Source organism: Roseobacter cerasinus, assembly GCF_009811755.1.
Lineage (GTDB): Bacteria > Pseudomonadota > Alphaproteobacteria > Rhodobacterales > Rhodobacteraceae > Roseobacter > Roseobacter cerasinus.
This window is the reverse complement of the sequence record NZ_BLIV01000012.1, coordinates 17,530-36,762: the sequence shown is the minus strand read 5'-3', so window position 1 is coordinate 36,762 and position 19,233 is coordinate 17,530. Positions and strand designations below refer to the sequence as shown.

The window sequence follows — 19,233 nt, the reverse complement described above, 5'->3', positions numbered from 1 at the left end:
CCAGCGGCCCGTTGCCTCAGACCCGCTCCGCAGCATCGGGGCGATTGAAGCGCGCAGCGTTTCGAAGCCGCCTCGCGTCAATACCCCGTCATCTCCAGATACCCGCGCCCACGATGGGTGCCGCTCAGACGCACCGGACCTTCCCAATAGGGGATCGACGTGTCCATCCAGGCCTGCGGGTTCAGCGCCTCAACCGTCACATCCACCCCCTTCTGCGGCAGCAGCACCCGCCAGCTGGTGGGGATCTGCCGCCCGGCCACGTCGCTTTGCACCAGTGGCTCAGCGGTAAAGGCGCCATCGGGGAAGGGCGTGGTCTGCCCGTCCGGTGTGATCCAGGTGGCGGCGGTGAAATCCGGCCCCGCACTGTCACGCAGGGTGAACCCCATCAGCCGGGTGCCTTCGTCGAATGTCATGGAAAACCAGTCCCAGCTGACCTGCGACGCGCCCAGCGGTTGCGACGCCCACTCCCGATCCAGCCAGGCCTGGCCGGTCACGGCGACCTCTCCCTCTGGCAGCGTCAGGGTGCCTGAAATCTCAAAGAAGGGCTGTGAATAGTAATAGCTCGCCCGCCCCGAGGCGGATTTTTGCGAGTATCCGTCCTGCCCGTGAAAGACGAGCGGGCCTTGTGCTTGCAGTTGCATGTCATAGGCGAAGTCCGCGCCGCGTGCCGTCAGCCGCATCTGCTGCAGATGGGCACCCGCCATCTGCCAGTCGTCAATCCAAGCCTCGAACGGGTCGGCGATCACCCCGGCCTGTCCAATGCCCCCCCGCGCCCGGCGTTCGGCCACGTAGTGCGCCTCTGGCGTGGTCACGGCGGCGTGTCCCAGCCAGAGCTGCGGGCTGTCCCAGCCTGAGCTTTCCTCCGGGGCCAGCGCACTGCGAAAAAGGGTCCATTGCAGCCCGTAGTCGCGCCCGTCCGCGCCCGTGAGCGTCGCGGTCAGATACCACCACTCGATCCGAAACGCCGGATGCGCGCCATGATCTGCCGGAAAGTCGAAGACATAGCCGCGCTCGGGCATGGCAAACCCGTCTGCGTCGCTGCCCAAACCGGCAAAGCTCTGCGAGGACACCTGTTTGACCGCGACGACCAGCGCACAGACCGTGAGGATCAGCCAGGTGGCACAGATGCGCCGCATCACAGAAGCCGCCCTAGCGCTCATTGCTGAACACCCTCAACAGACGGTCCGGTGGCGTCCGCGCCAGCCGCAGTGCGGGCCAGGCCGCCGCCACCGTCGCTGCAAGCAAAGTCAGCGCACCCAAGCGCGCGTAGTCCAGAGGAAACAGATACATCGGCAGCCGCCACCCAAAAGCCTCCACATTCACCACCGCCAGCAGCACCCAGGCCAGCGCCAACCCAAGCGGCAGCGCCAGGGCGGCGGTCATCGCGGCCAGGCACAACGCCCGCAGCAGCTCAAGCCCCGCCAGATGCCGCCGCGTGAGACCCAGCGCCCAGACAGGCGCCAGTTGCGGCAGGCGCAGGCTGGCCAGCGTCAAAAGACCAATGAGCAGCGCCAGCCCAGCCACAGAGAGTGTCAGCGCGTTGAGTGCCGCCGTCACCGCGAAAGTCCGCTCGAACACCGACAGCGAAAACGCCTTGAGATCCGCCTGATTGATCAGCGCATCGGGGGCCAGATCAAAGCGCGCCTCAATCCTTGCGGCCAAAGCGTCGGGCGTCTCCGTGCGCAGGCCAAACCGCAGGAGGGTCACATCGGGATAGCGCGCAGTGAAGGCAGATCGCGAAATCACGATCTGCCCGGCCGCATTGCCATAGTCGCCATAGACCCCAAGAATGAGGTCCCCTGTCTGCAGCCTGTCCCCCGGCCAAAGCCCGTTCCGCCGTGCCAGCTGCTCGTTGATCAGAGCGCCCTCACCTGCGGCCAATCTGTCCCAAACCTCCGGCACCGCCTCCAGCAGCGGCCAGTTCTCGCGATAGGTGACGTGATCGCGGATGCCATAGATCTCCGCTGGCAGACCGGCGATGCGCAGATCCTGCCAGACGATCGGCAGGACGGTGACCTGCTCGGTCTCTAGAAACGCCATCATCTCGGCGGCCTGCGCGGGCGTCTCGGCGCGCAGGTAAAGCTCGGAGGCCAACCGCTGGTCGAGATAGCCGGTGAAGGTCAACCGAAAGCTCGACACCATCGTCGAGACGCCAATATTCGCAGCCATCGCCAGCAGCAACGCCATCAGTGCCATGGAGAGGCCAGGCAGCTGCTGGCGGCTGTCCGCCCAGAACCACTCCGCCAGCGGACCACGATGCCAGCGTCCTGCAAGGGTCAGCCCCGCAGAGAGGGCCGCGGGCAACAGGAAGGCCGCACCAATCAGCAGACACCCCAGCAGGCCAAACCCGGCAAAGAGCCCCTGCCCCAGCACCGCCAGCGTAAGGCCCGCCGCGAAGAGACCCAACGCTGCCAGCGCCAGCCAGCGCGCTGCTGCCGTGGCATGCATACTCATGGCGCGCGGGTGGTTGAAGGACAACAGCGGCAGCTTCGCCAGCTTGATAAGTGCCGCAGCCCCGGCCAGCCCCGTGCCCGCCAGCGCCATGCCAAGACCGGAGAGCCACCAGACCGGGCGCAGCTGCAAACCACCCGTGATCTCCGCCCCGTAGAGCCCGCGCAGGGTCGCCGCAACGTCGGGCAGCAACGCCGCCGCAATGACATACCCCAGTGCGACCCCAAACGCGCCTGCGAGCAGCGCAAAGACCCCCAGCTCGGCCGCCAGCAACACCATCAGCTGCCGCAGCGGCACCCCCAACGCCCGCAGAGTGCGAAAGACCGGGCGGCGCTGCTCAAACGCGAGACCAACCGCGCCATAGGCAATGAAGATGCCCACCGCAAAGGACAACAGGCCGAAGGCGGTCAGGTTGAGGTGAAAGCTCTCGGTCAGCCGCGCCACATCATTGCCCTGTGCAGGCGGACTGCGCAGGTATTCCGGCGGAAGTGGTGGGAGCCCGACGGGCCGCGCTGGGTCAAGCAACAGCCGGGTGATCTGCCCCGGCGCGTCAAGAAGGCGGTGCGCCACAGCAATATCGGTCAGCGCAGTGCCCCGCGCCCGTTCGGGTTGGGGCCGCAACGTGACATCCAGCCCATCGAAAAGACCCACGTCGTCAGGGTGCAGAAAGACCGCCGCCTCTCCAGCTTCCTGCGCGCCAGCGTCCAGCGGGCTTTGTGGCGCGCCATCGCTCGACGCCGGTTGCGGCAGCGTGAGAGGATCAATGCCCAGAAGCCGCAAATCGGTGCCGGGCAGCGTGCCCTCCAACACCGGGCTGACCTGCCAGCCGAGGCGACGTAATGCAACATATTCAACTGTGCTCAAGGCCTGCCCGTCGACGCGGGTGATCTGCTCCAGCCCGCTGCCCGTGACCACATCAGCGGCGCGGTCATAGCTCGCGCGGGCCTCTGCGTTGATCGCCTGCACACCGGACCAGAGCGCTGTGGCCAGCGCCAGCCCCGCAATCAGAGTGGCCAACTGCCAGGGGTTGCGTCGCCAGTGCGACAGCAGCGCGGCAAGACCCAGGCGGATCACGCAGCGCTCTCCAGCGGTTGCACCACCCCATGCGAGAGGTGCAACCGGCGCTGCATGCGCGCCGCCTGCCGGGGCGAATGCGTGACCATGAGCAACGCTGTTCCCGTCTCTGCCGCGCTGTCCAGCATCAGCTGCAGAACCGTATCCGCAGTGGCTTCATCAAGGTTACCCGTTGGCTCATCCGCCAACAGCAAACGCGGTTTGGCGGCAAGTGCGCGCGCGATGGCCACGCGCTGCTGCTGTCCGCCGGAGAGCGTTTCGGGGTAGCTCTGCAAGTGGTCCGCCAAGCCAATCGTCTCAGCCAGATGCGCGGCCCAATCCGGGTCAAACCGGCCCGCCAGCCGGGCCTGAAAGGCGATGTTTTTCTCGACCGTCAGACTGGGGATCAGGTTGAATTGCTGAAAGATCAGCCCCACGGTGCTGCGCCGCATCTGTGCAAGAGCGCCATCTGCCAGAGCGGTGATGTCGGTGCCATCCACTGTGATCTGGCCGCCGCTTGCCCGGTCCAGCCCCGCCACAAGATGCAAGAGCGTGCTCTTGCCGCTGCCGGATTCGCCTTCCAGTGCCAAGGTCTCTCCCGGCGCCATGGCGAAGGACACGTCGCGCAACACAGGCTCTGCCGCCGGATCGTACCGCTTGACCAGATTGCAGATGTCCAGAACCATGACGCGCCCGTTTTCCCCTTTGTCTACAACATGGTTCGTTGCCTGCCAGCCTCAAGGCCGCGCGGGCGCTGCGACCAAAAGGCACAAGGTCGCGTTAGTAAAGGCCTGCACTGCGCGCGCGCAGCTGCACCAGCGACAGAACCGTGTCGATCGTCGGGGTGGGTGTCTCTGTGACCCGGCCCAGCTCCTGCACGGAGGCCACGAGCGCATCGATTTCCATGGGGCGGCCCGCGTCAAGATCCTGTAGCATCGAGGTGCGATGCGCACCAACGGCGCCCCCCCCGTCAATGCGCCGTTCCACATCAATCGGGAATTTCACCCCCAGCTTTTCCGCAATCTCCTGCGCCTCGACCATCATGCCGCGCGCCACCGCCCGCGTGCCCGGATCAGTGCAAAGCACATCGAGCGTCGCATGGGTCAGCGCCGAAATGGGATTGAACGACAGGTTGCCCCAGAGCTTCACCCAAATCTCATCGCGCAACCGGGGCCTTACCGGTGCTTTCAATCCGGCGGCCATCAGAGCCTTGGACAGCGCCACCGCCCGCTCTGATTTGGAGCCATCGGGTTCGCCTAGGCTGAAACGATTGCCTTCCACATGTTTGATCACCCCCGGCTCGGAGACCTCCGCCGCCGGGTAGACCACACAGCCCAGCACACGGTCGGGGCCAAACCCCTCCCATTGCGCATTGCCGGGATCAACGGTTGTGAGCCGCGTGCCCTCCAGATCTGTCCCGATCTTGTGGAAATACCACCAAGGCACACCATTCACGCCGCTGACTATGGTCGTGTCATCGCCGAGCAGCGGCTGCATCTTGTCCACCACCGGCGGCACCGAATGGGCCTTGAGAGTGACAATCACATAGTCCTGCGGACCAAGCTCACTAGGATCATCAGAGACGGTCACCGGCATGGTCACCGGATCAGCCCCTTCTTCGATCAGAGTCAGGCCGTTCTCTTTCATCGCCGCCAGATGCGGGCCCCGCGCCACGAGGCTGACGTCCGCGCCCGCCTGAGCAAGCTTTGCACCCATATAGCCGCCAATGGCGCCCGCGCCAAAAATGCAGATCTTCATGATGCGGACTCTTCGACAAGTCCCAGTTTCTCAGCCAGACCAATCCGCTGCATCTTGCCCGTGGCTCCCTTTGGGATCTCGTCCATGATCACGACGCGGCGTGGCACTTTGAAATCGGCCATCCGCTCCGCGGCAAACTTGCGAATGTCCTGATCGCTGGTCTCAGCGCCCTCTTTGAGCACGATGGCCGCAGCCACCTCCTCACCCAGCTTGGGATGCGGCAGCGCGAAGGTGACCACCTGCGCCACATCCGGGTGGTCCAGCAGCACCCCGTCCACCTCCAGCGGGCTGATCTTTTCGCCGCCCCGGTTGATGATCTCTTTCAAGCGCCCGGTCAGATGCAAATAGCCCTCTTCGTCGAACGCCCCCTGATCCCCGGTGCGGAACCAGCGCGCGCCCTCAGCTTCAAAAAAGCTCTTGGCGTTGGCCTCGGCGTTGGCCTCATAGCCGGGGGTCACATTCGGGCCGGAGATCACAACCTCGCCGGTGCCTTCGGTCAGACGATCCTCGATTTCATGGGCGACGCGCATCTGCGGACCAGCAGCGATCCCCACCGCCCCGGGCTTTTGCGCGCGCGGGGGCAAGGGGTTCGAGGCCATCTGATGCGCGGCCTCGGTCATGCCGTAGGCTTCGATCACCGGCGCGCCAAAGGTGTCCTGCAGCTGCACCATGACCTGCGCGGGCAGTGACGCCGAAGAGGACCGCAGGAAGCGCAGCCCTGTCTGCTCAATCACATCCGCATTCCGGCCCGCGCGCGTCAGGATCGCCTGATGCATGGTCGGCACGGCTGTGTACCATGTGGGCTGCGCTTCCTTCATCCAGCCAAAGAACTTCAGCGCGTCAAAGCCCGGCGCGCACCAGACCGATGCGCCCGACGACAGGCTCGCCAGCACCGCCGCAATCAACCCGTGAATGTGAAAGAGCGGCATCACATTCATGCAGCGATCCTGCGGGGTGAGGGCCAGCGACGTGCCGATATGCTGGGCCGAGCTCGCCACATTCGATTGCAAGAGCGGCACAATCTTAGGGCGCGAGGTTGTCCCGGAGGTGTGCAGGATAAGCGCCACATCCTCGGAGGTCGGCAGGGGCAGATCCCCCGACCCGCTCAGATCAGAGGCGAGCGTGAAGGTGCCGGCAGGCGCGCCCTGCGGCACCGACAGTCGGATCACAGCCATGCCGATGGCATTGGCGGCGGCCAGGGCCGGACCATCGTCGTCTTCGGCCACCAACAGCGCCTTGGCCTTCAGATCCTCAAGGTAGAACTTGTATTCCTCCTCGCGGTAGGCGGGGTTCAGCGGCGCGGTGGTGGCAACCTGCCCCACTGTGACGAAGGCCGCCGCCATTTCCGGCCCGTTTGGCAGCACGATGGCCACACGGTCAGCGGCACCAATGCCCATGGCGTGCAGAGCGTGCCTCACGTCAGCACTTAGGGATCTCAGCCCGCCATAGCTCAGCCAGTCCCGGCCCGGGGCACCTATGGCCAGCGTGTCATCGCCATGTGGGTCCAGAAGCGCGCCGAGAGTATTCTGCATGATGGTGTCCTATGTCTTCCGCGCCATCGGGCGCCTCGGGTGTGAGTCAGATGTGTCTGTATGTAGCGGTGCAGCACAGGGGAGGCAAACTCCGGTTGCAAACCCGACCACAGCCTGGATGAGTGAGCGCAAGGATATCGTGGAGGTCCTGCAGGCTGACAGGGGCGCGCGCGTCGAGGTATTCGACCCATCAGCACCATATATCCGGCCGTTCCTCGATTCTCGTTGCCAAACAAGAGCAATGGCTTAGACTTGGATCTTCATGCAAATGACAGGTCGACCGTTCCCATATGAGCATTGCCGAGATCCTCTTTGCCGGGCTGGACTGGCCGCTGGCGGTCGGGCTGCTTGTGCTGAGTTTCCTCAGCTCGATGATCACGGCCGCCTTTGGCATCGGCGGTGGCATCCTGATGCTGGCCGTGCTCGCCTCGGTGCTGCCACCGTCAGCGATCATTCCTGTACATGGGCTGGTGCAGCTGGGCTCCAACGCCGGGCGCAGCTTTGCCTTCCGGCAGCATATTGACCGGCGATACCTTTGGCCTTTCCTCATCGGCAGCACGGCGGGCGTTGCGATCGGCAGCAGTGTTCTGGTGCAGATTGATGCGGGGCTGCTGCAGGGGATTGTGGGGCTTTTCATTCTCTGGATGCTCTACCTCCCGGTGCCCCGCCTGATGGAACGCTCTGCCGGAGTGACCGGTGGCTTCTCCAGCCTGCTGACCATGTTTGTGGGTGGCACCGGACCATTTGTCGCCGCCTTCGTAAAAGCGCTGGCGCTGGACCGGATGCGCCACGTAGGCACGCACGCTGCGATGATGACCGCGCAGCATTTGCTCAAGACCGTCGCCTTTGGGCTGCTGGGCTTTGGCTTCTCCAGCTGGCTCGGGTTTGTTGCCCTGTTGATCGGAGCCGGGCTGCTCGGCACGATTGCGGGCCGGTCGATCCTGCTGCGGTTGAATGAGGCCGTCTTTGGCCGGGTTCTCACCGCGATCCTGACGCTGCTGGCGCTGCGGTTGATCTATGTCGGTGGAACCACGCTCATGGGGTAAGCACGCGCGCCCCTTGCAGTGACGGCATCAACGCGGCGGCCAGAGCCGTGGCACTTTCAAAAGCAGCCTCCACCTTGCCTGCCCCGCACCAATCTCCGGCAGCGGCCAAGCCGCTCTCTTGATCAATCAGAAACGGCGCATCCGCTGGCACGGGGACATTCGCATAACGCCAACGGTGCAGGCTGATGTAAGCCGCACCGCTTGGGTCTTGCCCCGTTGCGGTTGCAAAGGCGTCGCGCAACTCATCCCTCACCTCCTCTTGCGGGCGCTCCAGATTGGCCTCCGCCCAGTCGTTTGAGGTTTGCGCGACAATGGCCTGTGGCCCGCCCCGCCCGGGTTTGGAGCTGTCCACCGCAATCCAGGCCAGCGGCCCCTCGCGCACCCAGGCCGCCTCCCACGCCAGCGGCAGCGGATCGGCAAAGCCCAGCATGAGGCTGTAGCAGCCCTGCATCCGTGCCTGCGAAAAGGCGCTGCCCCCCGCAAACGACGTTGGCAGGAGCGCGGCTGTCTGGGGCAGCGGCGCCGTGCTGACCACCCAATCGAAAGGACCCAATTGCTGACCCTCCCGATTGATCAGCAGCCACCCGGCCTGCTCCCGATGCAGCGTCTCCACCTGCCACCCACGTGTGACATCGAGATCCGACGCCAAGGCCTTGGCCAGCGCGGTCATGCTAGGAGCGGCAACATATCGCGGGCTGGCCCAGACGGGCGCGTCCCCCGCATCTTGTGGCAATATCACCGATTTGGGTGCCCAAGGTTTCACTGTTCCCGCCGCGATATACGGTGCGAGAAACGTCTCAAACGCCGGACTTTTTGCAGAGAAATACTGCGTCCCGTGATCAAAAGCGAAAGGCTCGGCGCGACGGGTTGCCATGCGCCCGCCCAACCCGCGCGATTTTTCGATAACAGCCACCGAGGCAGTTTCGGCAAGCGCTCGCGCCACTGTCAGACCCGTCAGACCGGCTCCGATCACCGCAATCCGTTGCTTTTCGCCCATGTCTTCACCCTTCGCGCGCCCTCAGCCCCGAGAGAGATAGAGCGCTCCTTCTGCCCGACCACTATGCACAGGAGACAGTTGACCAAGTGGATTCTGTGAAAGCTGCACCGAATATCCCCCGAAGGCCTGACACTGTCGCCAGCACAAGGAAACTGCAAGACCTGCAGTACTGACCTGTCGCCGGTCTCGCCCGGGCACCGCGACCGCTGCGCTTGACGACCGGGCTGTCTCGCCGCATTGAAACGCGGCTGGTGCCTATGTTCGCTGTTTTGGTGGATCCTGTGCCGCCCCGAGAAAGTTGCTGATCACGGTCAGACTGTCGACATTGTCGCAGACGACCTTGAACACCAGCAGGAACGGAACGGCGACCAGCGCCCCAGCGATGCCCCAGAGCCAGGCCCACAGAACAACCGTCAGAAAGACCGCCACGATGTTCAACTCAAGCCGTCGCCCAAGCAGATAGGGGGTGACGAATTGCGCCTCAACGGTGGTCAGCACTTGATACGCGATGGGAGCGATCAGCGCATAAGACACGCTGTCGAAATAGGTGATCGCATGAATTCCGACGAAGACGGTGCCCACCACGCCGCCGATGATCGGCAGATAGTTCAGCAAAAACGCCGCAACGCCCCAGATGTAGGCGTGTTCAAGGCCAACCGCCCAAAGCGCCGCTGCAACCACGACCCCAAGGCCCGCGTTGATCAACGTAATGGTCAACAGATAGCCGGACACGCGCCGCTCGATATCATAGACCATGGCCAACGCCTGCTTTTTCCCGCTCAGCGTTCGGAAGGTCTGCACCAGCTTGACGTAGAACAGATCGCCAGAGGCCAGCAGGAACAGGGCCAGAACCAGCGCCACCGCCAGAGATGTTAGGCTGCTGGCTGCAACCGTGACCGCTGAATTCAACAGGCCTGGTTGCTGCACAACAACCTGTTGGGGCCCCTCGGCTGGCGCGGCAGTCATCTTCTCCACCTCGGTCGAGGCGTCTTTCACCGCATCGATGGTTTCAGTCACCCCGCTCAGCTTGTACTTGAGATCCCGCGCAATATTGGGTGCGTCGTTGGACCAGGCGCGCACGGTATCTCCTGCAAAGAACACCGCACCGCCAATGCACGCCGTCGCCGACAGGATCAGCAGTGTCGCCGCGAAAGCGGCTGGCAGCCCTCTGCGTTGTAGAAAGCGATTGATCGGGCTCAAGGTGAGCGCGAGCAGGAAACCCAACATCACGGGCAGGATGAGATCGCGCGCAAAATAGGCCACGACGAAGACCGCGATGATCGCCAACGTCCCGGTGCTGCGCCGGAGGGCGCGTATGTCGTCTTGCATATTGCAGCATCCGTTTGAATATGAGGCGTGGTTGGCGGGCGATCACGCCCCGTCCGGTGGCCCCCACGCCTCAGTCTTGGTTAAGCGGGACGGTTGAAATGGACATTTTGGCAGAGCCTTTCTACACTTCTCATGCATGGCAGATGCAAATCAAGGTCCGATTTGCCCCATCAAGGATGCGCTTGATATTCAATGACTTCCAGATGATGCACCGGCGCTCGGAAAAGACACCTTCGCCCTCGTCTGATCGGTCAATATCTCCGATAGAAATCGGGCCGGTCTGGCGATACGTAATGGAGGAGTTGGACGGATCTTCAAACCAACCGCCGTTCTCAAGGCGGTCGATCAGACCAAGCTCAAAATAGGAGACGTGGCACGTAGCGCCCTCGACCAGTGGATCTGAAAACACCTCGATGACGATGTGATGGCCAAACCAGTCCACGTCGACATTGCCAACCCGCTCCGCCGCCGCGGCCTGCGCCATAAAGCAGAACGCGCCCAGAGCGTGCGCTGCCTTCTGGACGGGCGAGGCCAGTGTCATCCCATGCGCAGTACCCCAATGCCTGGCCTGAAACGAACTCCAGAATGGTGGCCAACCACAAAGCAGCTTCGAGGAAATGTTCGAACTCGCTTGCAGATTCCTCTCAAGCCCCTGGAAAATATGGAAGAATGGTGATCTAATCCTGCGCAGAGCCGTGCTAAAACTGACCTTTGATGAGCGCTTGCACTACTGCCGAAAAGAGGGACTTCGAACCCCAAAAACTACGTTACCATTCAGTATGTTAGGGGATTTTGCGCCTCTGAAGGGGTGATGGCGGAGGAGGTGGGATTCGAACCCACGGTACGCTTTCACGCACGCCGGTTTTCAAGACCGGTGCATTCGACCACTCTGCCACTCCTCCGGTGCGCCTCTCCTAGAGAGGTTGCCACGATTCTGAAATAGAAAAAACCAGGCCAATCTGCGCCGGATCACCGCCGATTTACCGCCCCAAGCCTTCCCAGAGCCTGCGCGCCAAGGTAGAGTATGCGCCAAGACCCCTGCACAAGGGGCAGAAACGTCGCCGGAGAACCGGCCAGCAGGCAAGGATAGGCATCATGCGCCGCAACACAACACCACGGTTTGATCCCGGGCCCAAACTGGCCATGGGAGGCATCCTGTTGCTCCTGCTGTCAGGCTGCGACGATGCCGGAACGTTCAAGTTTCAAGACATCTTCACCCCCAAAACCGAGGCAGAAAGTGCACCCGCCCCTGCGCCGCAGAGTAACGCTGTCGAGCAGGACGTCGAAGCGCCTGACGTCTTTGCCGCCAGGGAGCCGGGCCTCTGGGACGGGCGTCCCTCTCTCGGCGGCGTCTGGGTGGCGCATCCCGATGTGACCGAGCCTGAGCGCGTGCTCATTCGCAACACCGCCAACGGACAGTTTGTGGTGGGTGCTCTGTTCCGACGCGAGCGCGATATACCCGGCCCCCGCCTGCAGATATCCTCTGATGCGGCACAAGCTCTTGGTGTTCTGGCCGGCGCGCCCTCCGATCTGGATGTGGTTGCCCTGCGCAAGGAGGCCGTGGCCGTTGCCCCAGCTGAGGATGCCATCGACGCACCTGCTCAGATCACACAGACCAGCCTTGACCCGATCGCCGCAGCGGGTGCGGCCATTGAGGACGCTCCTGAGACACCTGCAGACACTGCGGCAGCGGCGCCAACTGTATCCCCCCTGCCGCAGTCCACGCTGCCGCAGTCGACCATTGACAAACCCTTCATCCAGATCGGCATATTCAGTCAGGAAGCCAATGCCAACCGGGCGGCCAAGCAGATGCGCGGTGCGGGGCTGATCCCCACCGTCAAGCAACAGCAGCTGGGCGGCAAACCCTTCTGGCGGGTCATCGTTGGCCCCGCCAACAGCACGTCGGAGCGCGGTAAGCTGTTGGAAACGATCAAACGCGAAGGCTTCTCCGACGCCTACGCCGTGACGAACTGAACCGGGAAAGGACGACATACGTGATCCGACATGCGACCGCCATTCTGGCCCTGATCCTCTCCACCACCACGGCCACGGCCTTTGACACGCAGGCGACCTCGGCCTTTGTGATCGATCAGACCACCGGCACGGTCCTGCTGAACAAGAACGCGGACGAGCCGCTGCCACCGGCTTCGATGTCCAAGCTGATGACGCTCTACATGGCGTTCGAAGCGGTCCGCCGTGGCAAGGCCGATGGTGGACTTGACTTGAACGAAGAGCTGTTGGTCTCCGAGCATGCGCAGTCCTTTGGCGGCTCCAGCATGTTCCTGCGCTCGGGAGAGCGGGTGTCGGTCGAGGATCTCATCCGCGGCATCATCGTGCTGTCGGGAAATGACGCCTGCGTGGTGATTGCCGAGGCGCTCTCGCCGGATGGTACCGAGTACGGCTTTGCCCGGTTGATGACCCAGCGCGCGCAGCAGCTTGGCATGACCAACTCAACCTTCGTGAACTCCAGCGGCTGGCCGCAGGCCGGGCATCTGATGTCGATGCGCGATCTGGCGCTGCTTGCTGATCGTTTGATCAGTGATTTCCCGGAATTCTATCCGCTTTTTGCCGAAACGGAGTTTGAGTTCGACAACCGCGTGCCCAGCAACAAACGTAATCGCAACCCGGTGCTGACCATGGGCATCGGCGCAGACGGTCTGAAAACCGGCCACACCGAAGAGGCCGGATATGGCCTCACCGGCTCCGCCAAACAGGGCGACCGGCGCGTGATCTTCGTCATCAGCGGGCTGGATTCAGTGCGCACCCGCGCGCAAGAGAGCCAGGCCATCGTAAACTGGGCCTTCCGTCAGTTCGCCATGCGCCCGCTGGCCGAGGAGGGTGAGCAGTTCGCGCAGGCCAGTGTCTGGATGGGCAGTGAGCCAACCGTGGGGCTGGTCGCAGCGCAAGACATCAGTGTCCTTATGCCCGCTTTGGCCGCGCGCGAAATTGAGGGCGAGGTCGTCTACACCGGACCGCTCAGCGCGCCCATCGCCAAGGGGGATCAGCTGGCGGAGTTGGTCTTCACTCTTGAGGGGCTGCCCGAGACACGCCTGCCCCTGGTGGCGGATCGCGACATTGCCGAAGGCGGCTTTGTCAGCCGGATCAGCACGGCGGCGCTTGTGCTGTTCAAGAAACTGGTCGAAGGCCCCGAGGAGGAGGCGTGAGCGCAGCCCCGCGCCCGGGCGCTCGTTTCATCAGCTTTGAGGGCATCGACGGATCCGGCAAATCGACCCAGATCAAACGGCTTGCGACGCATCTGACCCAGCAAGGGCACGACGTGGTCCTGACTCGCGAACCCGGCGGCTCCCCCGGAGCGGAAGAGATCCGCGCGCTGGTTTTGCAGGGCGATCCAGATCGGTGGTCGGCTGAGACCGAGATCCTGCTCTTCACCGCCGCGCGGCGCGACCATTTGGAGCGCACGATCCTGCCAGCGCTGGCGGAGGGCAAGATCGTGCTGTGCGACCGCTTTGCCGACAGCACCCGCATGTATCAGGGCCTGTCGCGGGGCAACCTGCGCGGTATTGTCGACAGCCTGCATGAGCTGATGATTGGCCGCGAACCGGATTTGACCATTCTGATCGACATGGATCCGGCAACGGGCCTGTCGCGCGCGCTGTCGCGGCAAACCAAGGATGAACGGTTTGAGGCCTTTGGCGAGGATTTGCAAAAAGCGATGCGGCAGGGCTTTCTTGATCTTGCCGAGGAATTCGCATCCCGCTTCCGCATTGTCGACGGCGCGCGCGATATCGACAGCGTCGCCGATGATATCGCTGCCCTGACAGAGGCGGCCCTGGCATGACCGCACCGGACCAGATCGAAGGCGCGCCGCATCCGCGCGACACCGCCCGGCTCTTTGGTCATGACCATGCCGAACAGGCGTTTCTGGAGGCTCACAACACAGGCCGGTTGCATCACGCCTGGCTGCTTACGGGTCCGCGCGGCGTCGGCAAGGCCACGCTCGCCTGGCGCATCGCGCGCTTTCTTCTGGCCACACCGCCGCCGCAGGACGACGGCCTGTTTGGCGCGCCACCACCACCAGAGACGCTGCAGATCGACCCCGAGCACCCCGTGGCCCGCCGCATCGCCGCAAGGGCGGAGCCGGGGCTGAAAGCCATCACCCGCACGCCCAACCCGACGACAGACCGAATGCGTGACCAGATCGTCGTGGATGACATCCGGGCACTTGCCGGGTTCTTCCAACTGTCGGCCACGGACGGCGGGCGCCGGGTCGTGATCGTGGATGCGGCGGATGAGATGAACACCTCGGCCGCCAATGCGCTTTTGAAGATGCTGGAGGAGCCGCCCGACCGCGCCATTCTGCTGCTGATCAGCCACCGGCCTTCCGGCTTGCTGCCGACCATCCGCTCGCGCTGCCGCACCCTGCGGCTCGGCACTCTGACACCTGACGACATGGCCCGCGCCTTTACCCAAGCCGATATCGACGTTGGCCACGATGCAGAGGCTCTGGCAGAGCTCTCGGGCGGCTCCATCGGCGCTGCGCTGCGCCTGTCGCTGCTGGGCGGTGTCAAAACCTATGCAGAGCTGATCGCGCTGATCGGCAGCCTGCCCCGGTTCGACCGGGGCGCGGCGGTCAAACTGGCCGAAGCGGCCGCCGTACGCGGGGCCGAAACCAAGCGCGACCTGCTCTTTGAGCTGATCGACCTCGCGCTCAGTCGCCTCGCACGCACTGGCGCGACCGGCCATCCGCCCGCCATCGCAGCAGCCCCGGGCGAAGCGGACATCCTGCACCGCCTTGCCCCCGATCAGGCCGCAGGCCGTGCCTGGGCCCGCATCGCGCAAGAGACCGGCGCGCGCGCGCAGCATGGGCGCGCGGTGAACCTTGACCCTGCCGCCCTTGTCCTAGATACCCTCATCAAGATGAGCCACACCGCCGAGGCCTGACCGCACCCGGCAAAAACCGACCGGACCGGCATGACCGACACACCCCAGATCACTGACAGCCATTGCCACCTCGATTTCCCCGATTTCGATGGCAAACATGCCGATGTGCTGGCCCGCGCCGCCGAGATGGGGGTGACCCGCATGGTCACCATCTGCACCAAACTGCGCAACCTGCCGCAAGTCCGCAGGATCGCTGAGGCACACCCTCAGGTGTTTTTCGCCGCCGGCACCCATCCGATGAGCGTGGCCGAAGAACCCATGGTCAGCGTCGATGACCTCATTGCGGTGGCGCGCCATCCCAAATGCGTCGGCATCGGTGAGACAGGTCTGGACTACCACTACACCGCTGACAGCGCCGAGGTGCAGCAGACCTCCCTGCGCATCCACATAGAGGCCGCGCGCGCCACCGCCCTGCCGCTGATCATCCATGCCCGCGATGCGGATGAGGATATGGCGCGCATCCTGAGCGAAGAACACGCAAAAGGCGCGTTCTCCTGTGTGATGCACTGCTTCTCCTCATCAGCAGAGCTGGCACAAACCGCTCTGGACCTGGGCTTCTACCTCTCGATGTCCGGCATCACCGCCTTTCCCAAATCGCAGGCGCTGCGCGACATCTTTGCCGCCGCCCCCGTCGACCGGATTTTGGTGGAGACGGACGCACCCTACCTCGCGCCGCCTCCCTTCCGTGGCAAACGCAATGAGCCGGGCTATGCCAGCTACACCGCCCGCGCCGCTGCAGACACCTTCGGCATCCCCTACGCGCATTTCGCCGCACAAACGCAAGAAAATTTCGACCGGCTGTTCACCAAGGCGGCGCAATACAAGGTGCCTGCCTGATGGCGACACTGCGGGCGACGGTCCTCGGCTGCGGCTCGTCCGGCGGCGTCCCACGTCTGGGTGGCCACTGGGGCGACTGCGACCCCAAGAACCCCCGCAACCGGCGCCAACGCTGCTCGCTTCTAGTCGAACGCGAGAGCGCCGAGGGCACGACTACGGTGCTGATCGACACGTCACCGGACTTGCGCAACCAGTTGCTGACAGCCAATATCGGGCGGCTCGACGCGGTGATCTACACGCACGCGCACGCCGACCATGTGCACGGCATCGATGATCTGCGCATGATCGCCTTCAACATGCGCGCCCGCCTGCCCATCTGGGCTGATGCGCCGACGTGCGCGGCGCTTCTGGATCGCTTCGGCTATGCTTTCGTGCAGCCCGAAGGCTCCACCTACCCGCCCATCCTCGACATGCACCTGATTGATGGCGACGTCACCATCGACGGCGCAGGCGGGCCGATCACCTTCAAGCCCTTCCTCGTGGCGCATGGCGGCATGGACGCGCTTGGCTTCCGTATCGGCGACCTGGCTTATCTGCCCGACGTGGCGCAGATCCCGGAGGCGGCCTGGCCCCTTCTCGATGACCTGGACTGCTGGATCGTGGATGCGCTCCGCCGCGCCCCGCACCCGACGCACAGCCACCTGACCCAGACCCTCGACTGGATCGACCGCGTCCAGCCAAAGCGCGCAGTGCTCACCAACATGCACATCGACCTCGATTACGACACCGTGAACGCTGAAACCCCCGACCATATCGAGCCTGCTTACGACGGGCTCACCCTCACCTTCCCCGCGCCATAGCTTCTCTTGGCGACAAATATCCCCGCCGGAGGCTCCCTCCCTCGCCAAAGGCGCAAAGGCCCGATCATGCAGACACTGCTCGACGTCATCCTGCCGGTCTTCCTGGTCATCGGCTTCGGCTATGTCGCGGTCTGGCGCAAGCTCTTCCCCGAAGCTGGCATCGACGGCGTCATGAGCTTCACCCAGCATTTTGCGATCCCCTGCCTGCTGTTCCAAGCCATCGCCAAGATTGATCTTACCACGTCCTTCGACCCCGCCTTGCTCGGCAGCTTCTATGCAGGCGCAGGTCTCTGCTTTGCCGCGGGCCTGATCGGCGCGCGCATCTTGTTCCATCGCGCCTGGGAAGACTGCGTCGCCATAGGGTTCTGCTGCCTCTTTTCCAATTCGGTCCTGTTGGGGCTGCCCATCATGGAGCGCGCTTACGGCCCGGATGCGCTCACCGGTAATTTTGCCATCGTGTCGATCCACTCGCCCTTCTGCTACGGGCTTGGCATCACGGCGATGGAAATCGTGCGGAACCGGGGTCAGTCTCCGCTGGTCATGTTGCGCGGGATCGCCCGCGCGATGTTCCGCAACGCGCTGGTGCTGGCCATCGCGCTTGGCTTCGTGGTCAACCTCTCCGGCGTCGCGGTCCCGTCGGTGGTCGATGATGCGCTGTCGCTGATTGCCCGCGCAGCCCTGCCCGCAGCGCTCTTTGCGCTCGGTGGTGTGCTTTTCCAATACCGCCCCGAAGGCGATGGCCGCACAATCGCGATGGTCTGCGGCATTGCGCTGGTGCTGCACCCGGCGCTGGTCTGGCTTTTTGGCAGCCTGCAAAGCCTGCCGCCAGAGGCTTTCCGCTCCGGCGTGCTGACAGCAGCCATGGCCCCGGGTGTGAACTCCTACATCTTCGCCAATATGTACGGGCGCGCCAAACGAGTGGCCGCCTCCTCGGTGCTGATCGCCACGGGAGCATCGGTGATCACCGTCTGGCTCTGGCTGATGGCGCTTGGCACACCCTGACGTGCGTCACCCGTGGCGGGCTGCGACGGTCTTCAGCGTTGAAAAGCCATAAAGCGCCTCGAACCCTTTCTCGCGCCCATGCCCGGACAGCCCAGTACCGCCAAAGGGCAATTCTACCCCACCGCCTGCGCCGTAGTTGTTCAGAAACACCTGACCCGCGCGCAGCGCCTTGGCAAGCCGCATCTGCCGCGCGCCGTCTCGTGTCCAGACCGAGGCGACTAGACCATAAGCCGTGCCATTGGCAATCGCCAGGGCCTCCTCCTCATCTTCAAAGGGGATAACCACCTGCACCGGACCAAAAACCTCATCCTGTGCCAGCACATGATCCGGCGCGGCGCCCACAAACAGCGTGGGCGTGACGTAGGCTCCGCCTTCCGGCAGCCCGAAAGGCAGCTTGGCCTGCCCGGCGATCTCCAGATCCGCGCCCTGTGCCAGAAACGCCTCGACCCGGCTCCTTTGGCGCTGCGAGATCAGAGGGCCCACGTCCAGATCGTCCATCGCGGGACCGACGCGCAAGGCACAATAGCGCTCGGCCATCGCTTCAACCACCTGATCGTAAACCCCGCGCTGTACCAGAATACGCGAGGAGGCAGAGCAGGTCTGACCTGCATTCTGAATGCCTGCGTTCACCAAAAAGGGCAGCGCCTCGGCGATATCCGCATCGTCAAAGACCAGCTGCGGTGATTTCCCGCCCAGTTCCAGTGTCACCGGCACAACATTCGTCCCCGCCGCTTGCTGCACCAGCTTGCCCACGGCAACCGACCCGGTGAAGGAGACATGGTCGACACCCGGATGCGCGCTAAGCGCAGCCCCCGCCTCTGCCCCCAGCCCCGGCACCACGTTCAGCGCCCCGGCAGGCAGCCCGGCCCGCTGCGCCAGCTCTCCAAAGCCCAGCGCTGTCAGGCACGCCTCCTCAGCCGGTTTCAGCACGCACGCGTTTCCCATCGCCAGTGCCGCGCCAACGGACCGACCAATGATCTGCATGGGGTAGTTCCAGGGCACGATATGGCCGGTGACCCCATGCGGCTCGCGCAGCGTGTAGACCATATAGCCGTCAAGATACGGTATCGTGCTGCCATGCACCTTATCCGCCGCCCCGGCGTAGAACTCCATGTAGCGCGCCAGGGCCGTCACATCCGCTCGTGCCTGTGACAGCGGCTTGCCGACATCGCGCGCTTCCAACTCGGCCAGAGTGTCAGCTTGCTCCAGAACCAGCTGTCCAAGTCGGGCCAGCACCCGGCCCCGCTCCGCTGCGGTGGCCCGCCCCCAGTCGCCCTCCCGCGCGGCCTCTGCCGCCGCCACGGCGGCGTTAATGTCCTCATCCTGCCCCCGCGCAATCTGACAAAGCACGGCGCCCGTCGACGGATCGGTCAGCGGCAACGTTTCGCGCCCGGCAGGCGCCTGCCAGCGCCCTGCGATCAAACACTGGCCCGCATCCAACCCCAAGGGTTTCACAGTCATCCTCTGCCCTCCGATCTCACCTGCGTGATCAGCGCATCCTGCAGGGAGCGCGTCAACCCCGATCC

The 19,233-nt window shown here is 64.1% G+C and carries 16 protein-coding genes, 1 tRNA gene and 1 pseudogene; 8 read left to right on the top strand and 10 right to left on the bottom strand.

The annotated features are described in order from the left end of the window. Window positions 1-77: 77 nt before the first annotated feature. The 5 genes and pseudogenes from So717_RS21065 to So717_RS21045 all read right to left on the bottom strand — a co-directional run bounded on the left by So717_RS21065 (window position 78) and on the right by So717_RS21045 (window position 6,794). On the bottom strand, window positions 78-1,160 hold the full coding sequence (locus So717_RS21065) for a lipocalin-like domain-containing protein (protein ID WP_174239081.1): 1,083 nt from the start codon (window positions 1,158-1,160) through the stop codon (window positions 78-80). Continuing rightward, on the bottom strand, window positions 1,150-3,525 hold the full coding sequence (locus So717_RS21060; protein ID WP_159981038.1) for an FtsX-like permease family protein: 2,376 nt from the start codon (window positions 3,523-3,525) through the stop codon (window positions 1,150-1,152). Before So717_RS21060 ends, So717_RS21065 begins: the two co-directional genes overlap by 11 nt. 158 nt (window positions 3,526-3,683) lie before the next feature. After that, window positions 3,684-4,190, bottom strand: a pseudogene (locus So717_RS21055) (ABC transporter ATP-binding protein); the annotation flags it as partial. A 94-nt stretch (window positions 4,191-4,284) separates the two neighbouring features. Further along, on the bottom strand, window positions 4,285-5,262 hold the full coding sequence (locus So717_RS21050; RefSeq protein WP_159981034.1) for a 2-dehydropantoate 2-reductase: 978 nt from the start codon (window positions 5,260-5,262) through the stop codon (window positions 4,285-4,287). Continuing rightward, complete coding sequence (locus tag So717_RS21045) at window positions 5,259-6,794, bottom strand: acyl--CoA ligase (protein ID WP_159981032.1); 1,536 nt, start codon at window positions 6,792-6,794, stop codon at window positions 5,259-5,261. The genes So717_RS21050 and So717_RS21045 overlap by 4 nt, the downstream gene beginning before the upstream one ends. A gap of 290 nt (window positions 6,795-7,084) precedes the next feature. On the opposite strand from So717_RS21045, the gene So717_RS21040 reads away from it, so the two are divergent. Next, window positions 7,085-7,840, top strand: coding sequence for a sulfite exporter TauE/SafE family protein (locus tag So717_RS21040; RefSeq protein WP_159981030.1), 756 nt, complete (start codon window positions 7,085-7,087; stop codon window positions 7,838-7,840). On the opposite strand, the gene So717_RS21035 is transcribed toward So717_RS21040, so the two are convergent. The 4 genes from So717_RS21035 to So717_RS21020 all read right to left on the bottom strand — a co-directional run bounded on the left by So717_RS21035 (window position 7,830) and on the right by So717_RS21020 (window position 11,068). Continuing rightward, the gene (locus So717_RS21035) at window positions 7,830-8,837 is read right to left on the bottom strand and encodes an NAD(P)/FAD-dependent oxidoreductase (RefSeq protein WP_159981028.1); all 1,008 of its coding nucleotides are present in this window, start codon (window positions 8,835-8,837) and stop codon (window positions 7,830-7,832) included. The genes So717_RS21040 and So717_RS21035 overlap by 11 nt on opposite strands. Before the next feature lie 255 nt (window positions 8,838-9,092). Continuing rightward, a complete protein-coding gene (locus tag So717_RS21030) occupies window positions 9,093-10,166 on the bottom strand; it encodes an AI-2E family transporter (protein WP_159981026.1) in 1,074 nt (357 codons plus the stop codon). Between the two features lie 130 nt (window positions 10,167-10,296). After that, the gene (locus So717_RS21025) at window positions 10,297-10,707 is read right to left on the bottom strand and encodes a CreA family protein (RefSeq protein WP_159981024.1); all 411 of its coding nucleotides are present in this window, start codon (window positions 10,705-10,707) and stop codon (window positions 10,297-10,299) included. 271 nt (window positions 10,708-10,978) lie between these two features. Continuing rightward, a tRNA-Ser gene (locus tag So717_RS21020) sits at window positions 10,979-11,068 on the bottom strand. Window positions 11,069-11,261: 193 nt separating this feature from the next. On the opposite strand from So717_RS21020, the gene So717_RS21015 reads away from it, so the two are divergent. From So717_RS21015 to So717_RS20985, 7 genes are all read left to right on the top strand, one after another. Beyond that, window positions 11,262-12,140, top strand: a complete 879-nt coding sequence (locus So717_RS21015) for an SPOR domain-containing protein (RefSeq protein ID WP_159981022.1) — start codon at window positions 11,262-11,264, stop codon at window positions 12,138-12,140. A 20-nt stretch (window positions 12,141-12,160) separates the two neighbouring features. Continuing rightward, on the top strand, window positions 12,161-13,330 hold the full coding sequence (locus tag So717_RS21010) for a D-alanyl-D-alanine carboxypeptidase family protein (protein WP_159981020.1): 1,170 nt from the start codon (window positions 12,161-12,163) through the stop codon (window positions 13,328-13,330). Beyond that, window positions 13,327-13,965: a dTMP kinase gene (gene tmk / locus So717_RS21005; protein WP_159981018.1), complete on the top strand. Its 639-nt coding sequence runs from the start codon at window positions 13,327-13,329 to the stop codon at window positions 13,963-13,965. The genes So717_RS21010 and tmk overlap by 4 nt, the downstream gene beginning before the upstream one ends. Then, the gene (locus tag So717_RS21000) at window positions 13,962-15,068 is read left to right on the top strand and encodes a DNA polymerase III subunit delta' (RefSeq protein WP_159981016.1); all 1,107 of its coding nucleotides are present in this window, start codon (window positions 13,962-13,964) and stop codon (window positions 15,066-15,068) included. The genes tmk and So717_RS21000 overlap by 4 nt, the downstream gene beginning before the upstream one ends. 30 nt (window positions 15,069-15,098) lie before the next feature. Beyond that, window positions 15,099-15,905 (top strand): TatD family hydrolase, encoded by an 807-nt coding sequence (locus tag So717_RS20995; RefSeq protein WP_159981014.1) that lies wholly within the window; start codon window positions 15,099-15,101, stop codon window positions 15,903-15,905. Further along, window positions 15,905-16,705, top strand: coding sequence for an MBL fold metallo-hydrolase (locus So717_RS20990; protein WP_159981012.1), 801 nt, complete (start codon window positions 15,905-15,907; stop codon window positions 16,703-16,705). The genes So717_RS20995 and So717_RS20990 overlap by 1 nt, the downstream gene beginning before the upstream one ends. Window positions 16,706-16,771: 66 nt before the next feature. Continuing rightward, window positions 16,772-17,707, top strand: a complete 936-nt coding sequence (locus So717_RS20985; RefSeq protein WP_159981010.1) for an AEC family transporter — start codon at window positions 16,772-16,774, stop codon at window positions 17,705-17,707. A gap of 6 nt (window positions 17,708-17,713) precedes the next feature. On the opposite strand, the gene So717_RS20980 is transcribed toward So717_RS20985, so the two are convergent. After that, window positions 17,714-19,168 (bottom strand): aldehyde dehydrogenase family protein, encoded by a 1,455-nt coding sequence (locus tag So717_RS20980; RefSeq protein ID WP_159981008.1) that lies wholly within the window; start codon window positions 19,166-19,168, stop codon window positions 17,714-17,716. Between the last annotated feature and the right edge of the window lie 65 nt (window positions 19,169-19,233).